The following is a 14,724-nucleotide window of genomic DNA, read 5'->3' on the forward strand; positions in this document are numbered from 1 at the left end:
GGCGCAACCCTACGAGATCTGTGTCTGCCGTCCCGCGGCGAGGCCGGTCGGCCGGTCGATCAGAGAACGACGAGACCGACGGTCGAGGTTGCGTTGGCGAACCGCTGCTGCACGTCGGCCCAGTTCACCACGTTCCAGAACGCCTTCACGTAATCGGCCTTCACGTTCTTGTACTGCAGGTAGAACGCGTGCTCCCACATGTCCACCTGGAGCAGCGGAATGATCCCCAACGGCACGTTGGCCTGCTGGTCGTAGAGCTGGAAGGTGAGCAGCTTCTTGCCCAGGGTGTCGTAGCCGAGCACCGCCCAGCCCGACCCCTGCAGGCCGTTGGCCGCGGCGGTGAACTGCGCCTGGAATTTGTCGAACGAGCCGAACTGATCGTCGATCGCCGCGGCGAGGTCGCCTTCGGGTTTGTCGCCGCCGTTCGGTGACAGGTTCTTCCACCAGATCGAGTGGTTGACATGACCACCCAGATGGAAGGCCAGGTTCTTCTCGTTCAGGAAGATCGCCGACTGGTCGTTCGCCTCGCGGGCGGCAGCCAGCTTCTCGACGGCGGCGTTCACCCCGGCGACGTACGCCGCGTGATGCTTCGAGTGGTGGATTTCGTTGATCTGGCCCGAGATGTGCGGCTCGAGTGCCGCGTAGTCCCAGTCGAGATCCGGCAATGTGTAGTCGGCCACGCGTGTCCCTTCCTCACGGGCAGGTCCCTGCCCGGGGTTTCGTGATGTATTTCCCGTGGAGTGGTTCTACGGTGTGGTTCCACCCAATCCCATTCGTACCCGCACCGCAATCTCTGCCGATACCGCGTATCCCGCAGCGGCCTCGTGGGCGGTCGGGCGCGCTGTCATCTCCCACCGCGAGGGCCAAAGAGACTACTGCCCCAGGAACTGCTGCCTACCCGAATCGCTCAGATCGGGGTAGCCGATCGGGCCGACGGCTCGATTCCGGCGTACCATCAGCGCTATGTCCTGGTACGACGAGTTGCTCGGCCGGATCGACGGGTCGCCGGTGATGGTGACTGCCGTCGATGCGCTGCCGGGCCGGGAGACCCAGATGCCGGTGCCGGCCGAGCATTACGTGAACGGTCACCCGATGCGGGCGCCATTTCCGGCGGGGATGGCTACTGCCGTCGTCGGTATGGGCTGCTTCTGGGGTGCGGAGAAAGGCTACTGGGAACTCGACGGGGTGTACAGCACCGCAGTCGGTTACGCCGGCGGGTATACCCGCAATCCGGGCTACCGCGAGGTCTGCTCCGGCCGGACCGGGCACACCGAGTCGGTGCTGGTGGTGTTCGATCCGGCGCGGCTGAGCTATCCCGAGGTCCTGCAGCACTTCTGGGAGAACCACGATCCCACGCAGGGGATGCGGCAAGGTAACGACGTCGGCTCGCAGTATCGGTCGGCCATCTTCACCGCGAGCGAGGAACAGGCGTCCGACGCGCGGGCTACCGCCAGCGGATTCGGCGAGCGGCTGGCCGCCGCCGGCTACGGCGAGATCACGACCGAGATCGCGCCGCTGCGCGAGTTCTATTACGCCGAGGGCTATCACCAGCAGTACCTGGCGAAGAACCCGGGTGGGTACTGCCCGGTGCATTCGACCGGGGTCGGCTGCCCGGTCGGTGGGCTGTACCCGGCCCAGCTGCCGAGATAACGCAGCCGCCGGGATAGCTCGCGGCCGGTCGCCGCCTACAGCGGCGGCGCGACGTCGTCCACCAGGGTGCGCGGGTCGCCGCTGTCGTGCGCGGCCCACCAACGCACCCCGCCGGCGATGAAGTCGGTCAGCGACAACGGCTGTCCGGTAATGCCTTCCACGCTGATGGTGTCGAACCACACCCGGAGGTCGAGCACGCGTGGATCGATCATTCCCTCTTCTTGGGACATTTCCAGCACGTGCTGACCGGTCCGGTCGCCCAGGGTGACGTCGAAGCTGAGCATCTCGCGCCAGATCGCCCAGCTGCTCTCCGGCAGGTCGATGAACTCCCAGCCGTGTAACGCGCCCCCTTCGAAGCTGCGCACCGCCTCGTCCAGGCCGGCCGGCGTGAGCGGATGGACCAACGGCTCGTGGGCGTCCCAGCGGATGAGTCGGAACGACGCGGCGATCCGGGCTACGCCGGACAAGACCAAGCTGACGGCGGCGTCCGGCGGAGGTGGTCCCGATTCGGGCAGGGTCAGCACGTCCAGCTGGATTCGGACGATGCCGCCCGGCTCGTCGACCGAAACGCCCCGGCAACGTGCCTCGGATAATGCTGCGTTCAACCCGAGGCGTTGCTCATCGCTCAGTTCCACGTGCGCCAGGTTATCTGGTCTTGACGGAAACCGGCAGTTCTGGTCGTCGGATGTCTACAAGAATGTCGGGTGGAACCGGGCCGGCGCGGATCGCGTCAGGGGAAGTATCGGACCGATCGGTTCGAACGCGCGGCGGCCGGTCGGTTTCGGAGTTGGCGGGGAATTCCGAAGCTGCCGGTCGTCGCGTCGCGCCGTCGATCTCCACGATCGCCCGCCGTGGCAGTATCGATAGCGTGACCACGGGAGACAGGCCGACGGTGCCGGTGTCGGCAGTACCGGATGCCGGGACGTCGGATGTCGGCGCGGTGGTGCTGCTCGATGTCCGCGAGCATGACGAGTGGGCGCTGGGTCATGCCCCCGGTGCGTTGCACATCCCGGTCACCGACATCCCCGCCCGGCTGGCCGAGATCGATCCGGATGCCGAGCTCTTCGTCGTGTGTCGCCAGGGGGGACGTTCGGCGGTCGTCGTCGATTATCTGAATCAGAACGGGTACGAGGCGCTCGACATCCGGGGCGGCATGGTCGCCTGGCAGCAGGCCGGCCGGGCGCTCGTTCGCGATGGCGACGGCCCGGCGACCGTGTACTGATGACACACCCTCCGGTAGCCCCGCTCCGCCCGGCGCAGCTCTGTGTACGCTGTGGCGCGCAGTGGTCGACCGGTCAGCATCCGATCCAATGGTGCCCGCGCTGTCACGGGGTCCTGCTGGCGCCCGCCCGGCCGGATGCGGTACCCGCCGAGCGCGGTTATCGGTGGGTGGCGCGTCCGCCCGGCCGGCCCGGCGGTCCTCGCTCGGTCGTGTTCGCCCCGTCCGGGTCCCGCCCGATTCCGCGCTACTCCGCCACACCGCAGTGGGGACTGACCGATCCGCCGCCGCGGCCGGCCGTGGTCCGGCCGGGTGGCCGCGCTCGCGGCGCGGGTATCGCAGCTGCTGGTCTGGACCGCACTGCTGTTCGGGCTGGCCGCGGTGGCCGAGATCGGCCGCTACCTGATGTTGCTGCGTAACCGCACCCGGTTGATCGAGCCGGCGCTGCTGGCGTTTTCCGACGCGGCTGTCCTGGTCACCTCGATCACCGGTCTGATCTTCGCGTTCTTGACCGCCGTCGGTTGCGTCGGCTGGCTGGCCGATGCTCGGGCGACCGTCTTCGGCCGGGCCGGTCGGCTGGATCCGCGGCCGCGGTGGATGCTGCTGGCCGGATGCCTGATCCCCGGTCTCAACCTGGTGTATCCCGGGGTGTTCCTGACCGAGTTGGTCCGGGACCGGCAACCCCGGCTGCAGCGTGCGGTTCGGGTCTGGTGGCTGGCGTGGCTGGTCGGAGCGGGCTTGACCGCCGCGGCGTTCGCCTACCGGACCGCAGACTCTCTGCAGGGCCAGGCGGACGGGGTGATGATGGCTGCCTGGGCCGACGCCGGGGCCGCCGTGGTCGCCGTGGTCACGCTGTGGTTGATTCGGTTGTTCGGCGGGCGTGACCTGTTCGGTCACGAGCGCGCGGCGCAGCGCTGGCTGGTCGCTGCGGGGCCGTCCGAGCCGCGGATCGCGCCGATCCGAGCCGCTTCGCCGCCGGTGGTGCGCGATACCGCCGCCGACGAGGCAGCCGCTGCCGGCGCGGGCAGCGTCGAGGTGCAGGAGGTGCCGGCGAAGTGAACGCCGAGGCGACTGCCGATGCGCCCGAATTCCGCGCCCCGTTCGTCGTCGCCCATCGTGGGGCGTCCGTCGCGCGGCCCGAGCACACGCTCGCCGCTTACGAGCTCGCCCTCACCGAGGGTGCCGACGGGGTCGAGTGCGACGTCCGGCTCACCCGGGACGGTCACCTGGTCTGCGTGCACGACCGCACCGTCGACCGCACCTCGTCGGGGGTCGGCCTGGTCAGCGAGCTCAGCCTGGACGAGTTGCGCGAACTGGACTTCGGCGACGCGACCGATCCGGCCGCCGTGCTCACCCTGCGTGAGCTGATCACGCTGGTGCTGGACTGGCGGGAGCGACCGGTGAAGCTGTTCATCGAGACCAAGCATCCGGTGCGGTACGGCGGCCTGGTGGAAAGCACGTTGCTCGGCGAACTGCAGCGTTTCGGCATCGGGTCACCCGCGTCGGCCGCGCACTCGCGGGCGGTGGTGATGTCGTTCGCGGCGACCGCGGTCTGGCGGATCCGCCGGGCGGCGCCGCTGTTGCCCACGGTCCTGCTCGGCGAATCGTCGCGCTATCTCGGCGGTAGTGCGGCTACCACGGTCGGGGCGACGGCGGTGGGTCCGTCGGTGAAGACGCTGCGCGAGCATCCGGATCTGGTGGACCGGGCGGCCGCTGCCGGTCGGGCGACCTACTGCTGGACGGCCGACGACCCGGACGACGTGAAACTGTGCCGCGAGCTCGGCGTCGGTTGGATCGCGACGAACTATCCGGGCCGAACGAAGACGCTGCTCGCCGAGCTGGAGTAGCAGCCGGTAGGTTCAACCGTCATGGGCAAGAGCAAGCGGAACACTCCGAAGCCGGGCGGTAACCGGGCGCAGCGACTCGCCGACCGCCAGGCCGAGCGGGAGCAGGGCGGCGTCGCCGCAGCCCGGCCGTTCCAGGGCCTCGCGGCGGAGTGTGATCTGGTTGCGCTGCGCGAGTTCGTGCCGTCCGCGACCGCGCCGCTGCCGGTTGCCGAGGGGTCCCGCGCGGTGGTGCTGGCCACGGTGCTCCCCGGTGCGGTGGCCGGGCTGGCTCGGGTGCAGGACGGGACGGACACCGGTTACGTCGGGATTCAGACCCAGCACGAGTCGGCGAACCCGAGCAGAGATCTCGCCGCCGCGATCGGTTGGGCCCAGAACTCGGCGCTCGGTGATTCGCTTGCTACCGCCGAGGCCGATGCGAGTACCCCGGAACTGTCGGCGGTGATCGACGCCGGCGTGCCGCTCGAGATCACCGTGCACGCCGATTTCAACTGGTGGATTCCGGCCGGGGTGCAACCCGACCCGCAGGTCGCGGCCACGGTGGAGCGAGCGAATGCCGCGATCATGCCCTCGGCCCGACTGTCCGGCTTGGACGCGGCGTGGTGGGTGGACGCGGGGGAGCGGGCCCACCTGCGTTGGGTCCGCCCGGAGCCCGAGGACGCGCTGATGCTGGCGCTGGCCCGGCTGCATGCGGGCGGGTTCCTGAGCCTGGGTGAGGGTTCCCGGTTTGCCGGATCGTTCCGCACGCACGGGCTGTTGGTCCCGGTCTTCGACCTGGATCGCGAGCGTCACCCGGACGAATGGATCGACCCGGCCACCGAGTTCGGCAAGCGGCTGGCCGAGGCCGCCGCGTCGGACGTGCCGCTCAGCTCGGCGGAGCGCCGGTCCCGCGACGGCCTGCGCAGCCGGCAGATCACCCTGCGCTGATTTTCGAAGCGCTGGTTTCCGAAGCGCCGATTGCGGTACCGGTATCCCGGCGGGTGGGACCGGGCGCCCAGATACCGAGGATCACCGCGGCGGCCAGGCTTGCCCAGGCCATCACCGTCGCCGCTTGGGAAAAGCCGTGCAGGAACGCCGATCGCGCGATGTCGGCAAGGGGTTGTGCCGCCGGACCGAGCCGATCGGTGACCGCCAGCGCGGCGGCGAGTGAGTCCGAAACCGGGCCGCGGACCGGTTCCGGCAGGTTCGGCAGCATCGGCGTCAGCTGGGCGCTGTAACCCGCGGCCAGCAAGCTGCCCGACAGCGCGATCCCGAGTGCGGCGCCGACCTCCCGGGTGACGTCGTTCACCGCGGCGGCAACGCCCTGCTTCGCCATCGGCGTGTTGTCCACGATCGCCAACGTGCCCGGCGCTGCGACGAGTCCGGTGCCCACGCTGACGATCAGGAACGGCCAGAGCACATCGACGTAGCCGCTGCTCAGGTCGAGCCGGCTGATCACGAGCAGCCCGGCCCCGATGGCGAGAAACCCGACCAGGAATACCGTGCGCAAGCCCAGCTTCTCGGCCAGCCAGACGGCCGGGAAGGCAGCCAGGATGACCGGCGCGAACATCGGTACCAGCGCGTACGCCGACGGCAAGGGGTCGTAGCCCAGGATGAGCTGGAGAAACTGCACCACGAGGATGTAGATGCCGAGGATGAGGAAGAACTGCAGTGTGACCGATACCGCGCCGCTGCCGAAGCTGCGATTGGTGAAGAGCTGCAGCTGCAACAGCGGATGGTCGGCCCGCCGTTCGACCATGACGAAGATTGCCGCGCTGCCGGCGGCCACCGCGAACAGCACCAGGACCAGCGGGTCGAGCCAGCCCCGCAGCGGCGCCTCGATCGTCGCCCAGACCAGCGCACCGACCGTGACCGCCGCCCAGATCGCTCCGTGGACATCTATTTTCGCGTGCGCGGGGTCGTACGACTCCGGCAGGGCGAACCCTGCGGCGAACAGCACCAGGCCGATTCCGGCGAATCCGACGAAGATGAACTGCCAGGACATCACGCTCATGATGGCGCCGGCGGCCAGGATGCCGAGCGCCGCGCTGGTCCCGGCGACCGCGGCCCAGAGCGCGACGCCCTGGTTCTTCGATTCCGGGAACTCGGCGGTCATGATCGACAAGGTCGACGGCATCACCAGGGCGGCGCCGACACCCGCGACCGCCCGCGCGGCGATCAACCAACCGGGATCGGTGAGAACCAGCGGGACGCACGAGGCGGCGCTGAACACGCCCAAGCCGATCAGCATCACCTTGCGCCGGCCGTAGCGATCACCGATCGCGCCCGCGGGCAGCACGAGGCAGGCCAGGGCGAGGGTGTAGCCGTCGATCACCCAGGTCAGTTGGATCTGGGTGGCGCCGGTGGCGACCGCGATCTCGGCCAGCGCGGTGTACAGCGTCGCCATCGACGCCACCACCAGCGAGACGGACATGCAACAGATCGCAATCGTCCAACGCCGCCGTGTGCGGCTGATGCCGGCTTCGGTCTGGAGAGTGCTCACTACGCCACCGCCCATTAGGAGATCGATCGTCTCTCAGAGAGACTGATGGTCTCACAATGTCGGCGGATCATCGATGCAATCCGGGTATATCGGCCCGAGCGCGCGCTACACCCGCACGTAGTCCCGCCCGGCGTAGTCGTCGATCTCGGCCAGATCGCCGTTTGTGGCGTAGATCTCGGTGAGCAACGTCATCACCCGCGCGGTGTGTTCGACCTGGTCGGCGAGCAACGCCTGGACGAAGCGGTCGGCCAGGTAGTCGTCGCCGAATCGAGCCAGCCGGGACAGCTGGGTTATCCGTCCGGTGGTGTCGTGCTCGCGACGCAGAATGAACTCCACCGCGTTCTGTGGTGACGTGAAGGTGGACGCGATCTCGCCGATCCCGCCGACCTGCACCGGATAGCCACGCCCGAGCAGGAATTCGATGATCCCGAGCGCGTGATGGCGCTCGATGTCGGCCAGCGTGTGGAACCGGCGCGCCAACTGGCCGAGCCCGGCGGAATCGAAATACACCGCGATCGCCGTATATTGCTGCGCTGCAGTGAACTCATCCGTCATCTGGACTTGTAACAAACCATGCAAAATTTTACCGACATCCCCGAATGCGGTCACCGATCGATTCTACCGGCTCGCCGGGATCAGGACCCGCCGGTGGTGATCAGCTCGGCCGGGAGCGCACGGTCGTGCGCGAGGTCGTCGAACAACGGCCCCGCCCGGCTGCGATCCCAGAGCAGCACGTTGCCGCTGCCGTCCACGTCCTCGGTGCCGGACACCGGCACGGTCGTGGTGACCGGGTTGTCGCGCAGCGCCCAGCCGAGCGAGGCGAGGCTCCAGACGTGATCGCCGGAATCGACCGTCAGCGAACGGGTGGTGCCGGTGATCAACGGCCACAGCCGGAAGGGATTGAGCAGCGTGCTCGGGCTGGTCGCCTTGCTCAGCAGTGCGGACAGGAACTGTCGCTGATTCTGTATCCGGTCCAGATCGCCGCCGGCCAGGACGTATCGGGATCGGACGAAGCCGAGCGCCTGCGTGCCGTCGAGCTCCTGACATCCCGGGGCCAGGTTGATCCCGGCCATCGGGTCATCCATCGGCTGCTTCACGCAGATGTCCAGCCCACCTATGGCATCCACCATGCCGGCGAAGCCGCCGAACCCGATTTCGGCGTAATGGTCGATCCGCAGGCCGGTGGCGCCCTCGACGGTCTGCACGAGCAGCTGCGGGCCACCGAAGGCATACGCCGCGTTGATCTTGTCCTTGCCGTTGCCCGGGATCGACACGTAGGAATCCCGCGGGATGCTCACCATCGTCGAGTGGCCGCCGAAGCGCGGGATGTGGATCAGGATGATCGTGTCGGTGCGTTCCGGGCCGACGTCGCCGCCGGTGGTGAGTTCCTGTTCCTGGTCCGGGGTCAGTCCGACGCGGCTGTCGGAGCCGACCAGCAGCCAGTTGGTACCCACCGAGCTGCCCGGGCGGCCGTCGTAGTCGGCCAATGCATCGATCCGGTTCAGCGAGCGGTCCACCCAGATCAGCGTGACGACGATCGAAAACAGCAGTGCGACTGCCGTGACCAGCAGTTTGGTGCCGAGCCCGGGACCGAGCAGCCGCCGCCACAGCGGTCGGCCATGTCGAGGAGATCGGGCCTGTCGGGGAGGTCGGGGCGATCGAGCAGGCGGGGCGGGGCGGGATCGTCCGGTTCGGCGGGGTGGTGGCTGCCGCCGGTCGTCGGTGAACGGCTCCGGTCGTTGCGTCGGCGCATACCGCACGCCGTCGTCGGTCGTTCGGCGCCGCGGTGGCGGCTGGTACGGCGGGTTTCCCCGCGGCGGTGGATTTCGCCGGGGTGGCGCGGGCGGCAGCTGAGACCAGGCAAGGTTCGGGTCGCGCCGGTGCGGGTCCGGTCGGCCGTCACGCCGGATCACCTGGGTGCCTTCGGCCGGTGGGGGCGGGCGGTGTCGGTCCCCGGGAATCGGCCGAGCGCTCCCCCTGCGGTCGCGCGGGTTGCCGTTCACGCCCGCGACTCTACTCGCGGCGCCCGGCGGAACGTGCTGCGTGAATCTCTGCGTGGGCCGTCTCCGGTGGGGCCGGATGATAATGCACCTGGATGCCGGGGTGCACTGGAGGAGCCGGATGACCAGACTGCAGGAGTTCGTCGACGGCCCGGTCGCGGACGGGCGACTGGCCGGCGCGGTGGCGCTGATCGCTACCACCGATGGTGATCGAGAGGTGGCGGTGGCCGGGCGACAGGCGTTCGGCGGCGCGCCGATGACCCGGGACTCGGTGTTCCGGATCGCGTCGATCACCAAACCGATCACTGCGGCGGCGACCATGGCGCTGGTCGACCGGGGTGTGCTCGAGCTCGACGCCGAAGTTCGCCGCTGGCTCCCGGAGCTGGCCGATCCGCCGGTGCTGCGCCGACCCGACGGCCCGCTCGACGACACCGAGCCGATCGAGCGTCCGATCACCGTTCGTGACCTGCTCGGCTTCGGCGGTGGCCACGGATTCATCGCCGATTTCGGCGCGCCGGTGATGGCGGCGCTGTTCGGCGAGCTGCTGCAGGGTCCGCCGGCGCCGGCGCAGGTCCCGCCGCCGGCGGAGTGGCTGCGCAGACTCGCGCGGATTCCGCTGGTCCATCAGCCCGGCCGGGGCTGGACGTACAACACCGGTGCCGACATTCTCGGCGTCCTGCTGTCCCGGGCTACCGAACAGCCGCTCGACCGAGTGTTCGCGGAACTGCTCTTCGAGCCGCTCGGAATGACCGATACCGACTTCACGACGCCGCGCGGCGGCGCGGCGCGGATGACGTCGCTCTACCGTGGTTCCACCCTCGTCGACGGGCCGGACGGGCAGTGGTCGCACCCGCCGGCGTTCCCGTCCGGCGCGGGCGGGCTCGTCTCCACCGCCGCCGACTGGTGTGCGTTCGGGCTGATGCTGCTGAACGGTGGCCGCTACCGCGGTCGATCCGTGCTCACCGAGGAATCGGTCCGGCTGATGACCAGCCCGCAGCACGTCGCCGAGCCGGGCAACATGTTCCTGCAGGATCAGGCCTGGGGCTTCGGCGGGAGTGTCGACATCGTGACGCCGGAGCCATGGAATGTCGTGGGCCGATACGGCTGGATCGGTGGCACCGGGACTGCCGGCTACATCTATCCCGGCGCCGGGACGGTTGCCGTCTGGCTCGGTCAGCGCGAGCTGCAAGGTCCCGACGACTCGGACCTGATCGGCGACTTTCTCGGTGACGTCGCCGACCGGGTGGCAGCACGTCACGGCAGCCAGCCGACTCGGCCGCGCAGCAGCGAGTAGCCGAGGTAGGCGACGCAGTCGATCAGTGCGTGTGCGCCGATCAGTGGCCACAACCGGCCGGTGCGTTGCCAGTACCGGCCGAAGATCACGCCCATCACCACGTTACCGAGGCCCCCGCCGACGCCCTGGTACAGGTGATAGCTGCCGCGGAGCAGCGCCGATGCCAGCAGCGACCGGTTCGCCGACCAGCCGAGGTGGCGCAGTCGGGTCAGCAGATAAGCGACGACCACGACCTCCTCCGCGACCGAGTTGGCGATCGCGGTCAGCACCAGCAGCGGTAATCGCCACCAGGGCGCATCCGGCTCGGCCGCCACAACGGTCACACTGAACCCGAGCTGGTGCGAGAGCAGATACAGCCCGAGCCCGGGGATTCCGATCAGCGCGGCCAGCCCCAGCCCGGCGAGTAGATCGGCCCGGGCGCGGAGCCGGTCGAGACCGATCGAGCGCAGCGTCGCGCCGCTGCAGTACAGCAGGTAGCCGCCGAGCGCCGCCCAACCGAGCAGGTGCAGGACCCCGAGCAACTGTCGCAGCAGGTCGATCACCGGCAGCAGGGAGCGGGTCGGATTCAGCGCCACCTGCTGGTCGGCCAGCCCACCCGGTCGCGCCGCGTCCTCGATCAGGCTGAGCAGCGCCGCCGCACCGCTGAGCCCGAAGGTGACCACCAGCACGATCGTGATCTCGACGACGATCGCGCGCCGCTGGACAGGGTCCGGGGCATCCGGATCGGGGTGTGGTTCGAGCATCGAGGTTTGCGCGCCTACTCCGGCTCGTCCAGGTCGGCCGGCTCGGTGCCGTCCCGCTCGGCCCATTCCAGCAGCGGGGCGATGTCGAACACGGCGTCGTCGATGCCGGCGTGCAGGTCGCCGAGCTCGGCAAACCGCGCCGGCATCGTCTGCATGGTGAAGTCGTCCGGCTCGGCGACGTCGACCTCGTCCCAACGCAGCGGGGCGGACACCGTGCCGCGCTGATTGCCCCGCACCGAGTACGCGGCGGCGATGGTGTGGTCGCGGGCGTTCTGGTTGTAGTCGACGAACAGCAGTTTCGGGTCCCGGTCCTTGCGCCACCAGGTGGTCGTCACATCCGCGGGGGCACGGCGCTCCACTTCCCGGGCGAACGCCAGCGCGGCCCGCCGGACCTCGGCGAACCCGTGTTCCGGGGCGATCCGCACATAGACGTGCATTCCCTTGCCGCCGGAGGTCTTCGGCCAGCCGACCGCACCCAGTTCGTCGAGCACCTCGCGGGCGACCTGGGCGACCCGGCGGACCCGGGAGTACGGGCAGTCCGGCATCGGGTCCAGGTCGATCCGCCATTCGTCGGGGTACTCCACGTGGCCCCGGCGCGAGTTCCACGGATGGAACTCGACCGTCGACATCTGCACCGCCCAGATCACGTGCGCCAGTTCGGTCACACACAGCTCGTCCGCGGTCCGGTTGTACCGCGGAAAGTGCACGCGAACCGTCTCCAGCCAGTCCGGCGCACTGCGCGGTACCCGCTTCTGGTGGACCTTCGCACCCGCCAAACCATCCGGAAACCGATGCAGCATGCACGGCCGCTCGCGGAGCGCCCGCACGATCCCGTCGCCGACGCTGCGGTAGTAGTCGACAAGGTCGAGCTTGGTCGCCGCGGAGCGCGGAAAATACACCCGATCCGGGTTGGAGATCCGCACCGTTCGGTCGCCTATCTCCAGCTCGATCGACGGGGAGCTACCGGCCACGTCCGCGAGCCTAATCGCGCCGCCGCCCGCATCGCGACGCCGCCACGGTGGCCGGCTCACCCGGCCGCGGACAAGCGTTACCAGGCGCGGGCGCCGTTGCGGAACGGGCAGCCGATCAGCGCCCGGACCGCTCGGCTGAGCCCGGCGATGTCGTCCACCGGGGCGGGAAACGGCAGCCGCGCATCACTGTCCTTGCCGCCGCGCCCCTCGATCCGCAGGGATAGGCCGTAGCGGTCGACGGCCAACGGGTAGACCGTGCCGCGCCGGGCCGCGGGCAGCCGGCGGGCGATCCGCATGATCACGTCGGGGTGCTCGGCGGCGAGATGCCGGAGCCATTCGGCTTCCATCGGCCGGAACGGATCGGCCGGGGCATCGCGCAGTTCGGCGACCCCGACCGATTCGGCGCCGGTCGAATCGGCCAGAACCGCCGACCGCACGGTCAGCTGGAGCAGCGTCGTCCGGTGCCCGACGTCGAGCAGCGCACCCGCCGGGCACTCCGCGGCGACGGCGACGGCGGTCGGTTGCTGCAGATCCCACGGGACGGCGCGTACCGTGCCACGTAGCCAGACCAGCGAGCGGACGGGTTCCCGCAGTGGCAGGGGCGCGCGATCGGTGATCTCGACGACGGCCGAGTCGCCGCCGCCGAACCGGGCGTACTCGACTGCCGGGCTGTCGTTCGCAATCGCGATCACCAGCGTGCAGTCCGGTCGCAGATGATGTAACGCAACCGGCACCGGATCGGCGCCCGGGACGACCAGCATCGCGTCGGTGTCGCTGGTGGCGGCGGTGCGGATTCGTTCCGCGACCGACGGCCCGGGGGCATGCGTGGAGTAGGGCATCGGCCGCTCCTGTCGATTCAATTAGGTAAGGCTAAGTTTATTCACTTGACGTTGGGGTGGCAAGCACGAATACGCTGATCGGCGTGCCGCGCATCGCCTATCTGGGTCCGTCCGGAACCTTCACCGAGATGGCGCTGGATCGGCTGGTGGCGGCGGGTGGCTTCGCCGGTGCGGTGGACCGGGTCGGCGCCGCCAGCCAGCCGGCCGCGCTGGAGCTGGTGCGCCGAGAGGAGGCGGCCGGTGCGGTGGTGCCGATCGAGAGTTCGGTCGAAGGGTCGGTCGCGGCCACCCTCGACTCGCTCGCCCAGGGCCGCCGGTTGCAGATCGTCGGCGAGGTCGAGTTGCCGATCAGCTTCACCGTCGTCGCCCGGCCCGGCCTGGCCCGCGCGGACGTCCGGACCGTTGCCGGGTACCCGGTGGCGACCGCGCAGGTACGGCACTGGTTGGCCCGAGAGTTGCCGGACGCCGAGAGTGTGCTCGCCGCTTCGAACGCCGCCGCTGCCGAACTGGTCGCCGCCGGTGCCGCCGACGCCGGGGTGTCCACGGCGCTGGCCGGTGCTCGGCTGGGTTTGGCGGTGTTGGCCGACGGGGTCGCCGACGTGGCGGCCGCGGTGACCCGGTTCGTGCACGTGACGCTGCCGACCGCGGCACCGCCGCGAACCGGCACCGACCGAACCTCGCTGGTGCTGCTCGCGTTGCCCAACGAGCCCGGTTCCCTGATGCGGGCGTTCGCCGAGTTCGCCACCCGGGGAATCGACCTGACCCGAATCGAATCTCGGCCGACGCAGACCGGGCTGGGCAGTTACCGGTTCCACATCGACTGCGTCGGGCACATCGACGACCCGGCGATCGCCGAGGCGCTCAAGGCGCTGCATCGGCTGGCCGATGTGCGGTATCTCGGGTCGTGGCCGGCGACGTCGTCGGCCGGTCGTCCGCCGCCCGCGGACGACGAGGCCGCCGGCTGGTTGGCCGGGGTGCGGAAGGGAGTCGAGGGGTGACCGCGCGGCTGATCCTGGTGCGACACGGGGAAACCGAAGGCAACGTCGTGCGCCGGCTGGATACTCGGCTGCCCGGCGCCGCCCTGACCCCGGCCGGTGAGCAGCAGGCTCGCGAGCTGGGGGCCGCGTTGGCCCGCACCCCGCCGGTCGCGCTGGTGTCGTCGCAGGCGTTGCGCGCCCGACAGACCGCGGCGCTGATCGCCGCGGCCACCGGGGTGGCCGACCGAGCGGTCGCCGGGTTGCAGGAGGTCCAGGCCGGCGATCTGGAGGACCGTACCGACGACGCGGCACATGCCGTGTTCCGGGACACGATGCACGCCTGGTTCGACGGTGACCTCGACGCGCGGATCCCCGGGGGCGAGTCCGGCGCCGACCTGCTCGCCCGGTTCCTGCCGGTGCTGGCGGACCTGCGGGTTCGTTACCTCGACCCACAAGAGCGCGATCTCGGTGCGCCCCGCGGGGACCTGGTGGTCGTCGCCCACGGCACGGCGATCCGGTTGGCGGCGAGCGCGCTGGCCACGCTTCCCGGGCGGTTCGTTGCGGTGAATTATCTGCGCAACACCGGCACCGTCGAACTGGTCCCGGTCGCCGACGGCTGGAAATGTGTCCGGTGGGGGACGCTGACGCCACCGTTTCCGGTCGACAAGGTCGACCGGACCGCGCCGGCCGAGCCGATGGGCTGAC

16 protein-coding genes are annotated in these 14,724 nt (G+C 69.8%); 8 read left to right on the top strand and 8 right to left on the bottom strand.

Going from position 1 to position 14,724, the window contains the following annotated elements:
• Window positions 1-59 precede the first annotated feature (59 nt).
• Complete coding sequence (locus tag KV203_RS00560; RefSeq protein ID WP_066471962.1) at window positions 60-680, bottom strand: superoxide dismutase; 621 nt, start codon at window positions 678-680, stop codon at window positions 60-62.
• Between the two features lie 283 nt (window positions 681-963).
• On the opposite strand from KV203_RS00560, the gene msrA reads away from it, so the two are divergent.
• Window positions 964-1,650, top strand: a complete 687-nt coding sequence (gene msrA, locus KV203_RS00565; RefSeq protein WP_066471961.1) for a peptide-methionine (S)-S-oxide reductase MsrA — start codon at window positions 964-966, stop codon at window positions 1,648-1,650.
• A 35-nt stretch (window positions 1,651-1,685) separates the two neighbouring features.
• Here msrA and KV203_RS00570 read toward each other — a convergent pair whose 3' ends face one another.
• Window positions 1,686-2,285, bottom strand: a complete 600-nt coding sequence (locus tag KV203_RS00570; protein WP_246600374.1) for a hypothetical protein — start codon at window positions 2,283-2,285, stop codon at window positions 1,686-1,688.
• Window positions 2,286-2,518: 233 nt separating this feature from the next.
• Here KV203_RS00570 and KV203_RS00575 point away from each other — a divergent pair, with 233 nt between their 5' ends.
• The 4 genes from KV203_RS00575 (at window position 2,519) to KV203_RS00590 (ending at window position 5,640) form a co-directional block, all read left to right on the top strand.
• Complete coding sequence (locus tag KV203_RS00575; protein ID WP_066472268.1) at window positions 2,519-2,872, top strand: rhodanese-like domain-containing protein; 354 nt, start codon at window positions 2,519-2,521, stop codon at window positions 2,870-2,872.
• A gap of 309 nt (window positions 2,873-3,181) precedes the next feature.
• A complete protein-coding gene (locus KV203_RS00580; RefSeq protein ID WP_066471958.1) occupies window positions 3,182-3,928 on the top strand; it encodes a DUF4328 domain-containing protein in 747 nt (248 codons plus the stop codon).
• A complete protein-coding gene (locus KV203_RS00585) occupies window positions 3,925-4,716 on the top strand; it encodes a glycerophosphodiester phosphodiesterase (RefSeq protein ID WP_066471956.1) in 792 nt (263 codons plus the stop codon). Before KV203_RS00580 ends, KV203_RS00585 begins: the two co-directional genes overlap by 4 nt.
• Before the next feature lie 21 nt (window positions 4,717-4,737).
• Entirely contained in the window at window positions 4,738-5,640 is a 903-nt protein-coding gene (locus KV203_RS00590; protein ID WP_066471953.1) for a DUF5926 family protein, read from the top strand.
• On the opposite strand, the gene KV203_RS00595 is transcribed toward KV203_RS00590, so the two are convergent.
• The 3 genes from KV203_RS00595 to KV203_RS00605 form a co-directional block, all read right to left on the bottom strand.
• The gene (locus KV203_RS00595; protein ID WP_246600376.1) at window positions 5,627-7,126 is read right to left on the bottom strand and encodes an MFS transporter; all 1,500 of its coding nucleotides are present in this window, start codon (window positions 7,124-7,126) and stop codon (window positions 5,627-5,629) included. The genes KV203_RS00590 and KV203_RS00595 overlap by 14 nt on opposite strands.
• A gap of 174 nt (window positions 7,127-7,300) precedes the next feature.
• Entirely contained in the window at window positions 7,301-7,750 is a 450-nt protein-coding gene (locus KV203_RS00600) for a ferritin (protein ID WP_066471948.1), read from the bottom strand.
• Between the two features lie 80 nt (window positions 7,751-7,830).
• The gene (locus KV203_RS00605) at window positions 7,831-9,108 is read right to left on the bottom strand and encodes an LCP family protein (protein ID WP_083530163.1); all 1,278 of its coding nucleotides are present in this window, start codon (window positions 9,106-9,108) and stop codon (window positions 7,831-7,833) included.
• A 208-nt stretch (window positions 9,109-9,316) separates the two neighbouring features.
• On the opposite strand from KV203_RS00605, the gene KV203_RS00610 reads away from it, so the two are divergent.
• Window positions 9,317-10,489: a serine hydrolase domain-containing protein gene (locus KV203_RS00610; protein ID WP_083530176.1), complete on the top strand. Its 1,173-nt coding sequence runs from the start codon at window positions 9,317-9,319 to the stop codon at window positions 10,487-10,489.
• On the opposite strand, the gene KV203_RS00615 is transcribed toward KV203_RS00610, so the two are convergent.
• The 3 genes from KV203_RS00615 to KV203_RS00625 form a co-directional block, all read right to left on the bottom strand.
• A complete protein-coding gene (locus KV203_RS00615; protein WP_066471947.1) occupies window positions 10,450-11,232 on the bottom strand; it encodes a CPBP family intramembrane glutamic endopeptidase in 783 nt (260 codons plus the stop codon). The genes KV203_RS00610 and KV203_RS00615 overlap by 40 nt on opposite strands.
• 14 nt (window positions 11,233-11,246) lie before the next feature.
• Window positions 11,247-12,203 (bottom strand): non-homologous end-joining DNA ligase, encoded by a 957-nt coding sequence (ligD, locus tag KV203_RS00620; RefSeq protein WP_083530161.1) that lies wholly within the window; start codon window positions 12,201-12,203, stop codon window positions 11,247-11,249.
• 77 nt (window positions 12,204-12,280) lie between these two features.
• Window positions 12,281-13,042 (bottom strand): DUF2470 domain-containing protein, encoded by a 762-nt coding sequence (locus tag KV203_RS00625; protein ID WP_066471945.1) that lies wholly within the window; start codon window positions 13,040-13,042, stop codon window positions 12,281-12,283.
• 83 nt (window positions 13,043-13,125) lie between these two features.
• On the opposite strand from KV203_RS00625, the gene pheA reads away from it, so the two are divergent.
• Both pheA and KV203_RS00635 read left to right on the top strand, forming a co-directional pair.
• Complete coding sequence (gene pheA, locus KV203_RS00630) at window positions 13,126-14,040, top strand: prephenate dehydratase (protein ID WP_066471939.1); 915 nt, start codon at window positions 13,126-13,128, stop codon at window positions 14,038-14,040.
• On the top strand, window positions 14,037-14,723 hold the full coding sequence (locus KV203_RS00635) for a histidine phosphatase family protein (RefSeq protein ID WP_066471936.1): 687 nt from the start codon (window positions 14,037-14,039) through the stop codon (window positions 14,721-14,723). Before pheA ends, KV203_RS00635 begins: the two co-directional genes overlap by 4 nt.
• Window position 14,724: the final 1 nt, after the last annotated feature.

It is taken from the genome of Skermania piniformis (genome assembly GCF_019285775.1).
GTDB classification, from domain to species: domain Bacteria; phylum Actinomycetota; class Actinomycetes; order Mycobacteriales; family Mycobacteriaceae; genus Skermania; species Skermania pinensis.

What these genes read in the sequence shown, in the direction of transcription:
- KV203_RS00615 (WP_066471947.1), bottom strand. Translation starts at nt 11,232, where the DNA reads ATGCTCGAACCACACCCCGATCCGGATGCCCCGGACCCTGTCCAGCGG.
- KV203_RS00625 (WP_066471945.1), bottom strand. Translation starts at nt 13,042, where the DNA reads ATGCCCTACTCCACGCATGCCCCCGGGCCGTCGGTCGCGGAACGAATC.
- KV203_RS00610 (WP_083530176.1), top strand. Translation starts at nt 9,317, where the DNA reads ATGACCAGACTGCAGGAGTTCGTCGACGGCCCGGTCGCGGACGGGCGA.
- KV203_RS00590 (WP_066471953.1), top strand. Translation starts at nt 4,738, where the DNA reads ATGGGCAAGAGCAAGCGGAACACTCCGAAGCCGGGCGGTAACCGGGCG.
- msrA (WP_066471961.1), top strand. Translation starts at nt 964, where the DNA reads ATGTCCTGGTACGACGAGTTGCTCGGCCGGATCGACGGGTCGCCGGTG.
- KV203_RS00595 (WP_246600376.1), bottom strand. Translation starts at nt 7,126, where the DNA reads ATGTCCGTCTCGCTGGTGGTGGCGTCGATGGCGACGCTGTACACCGCG.
- KV203_RS00600 (WP_066471948.1), bottom strand. Translation starts at nt 7,750, where the DNA reads ATGACGGATGAGTTCACTGCAGCGCAGCAATATACGGCGATCGCGGTG.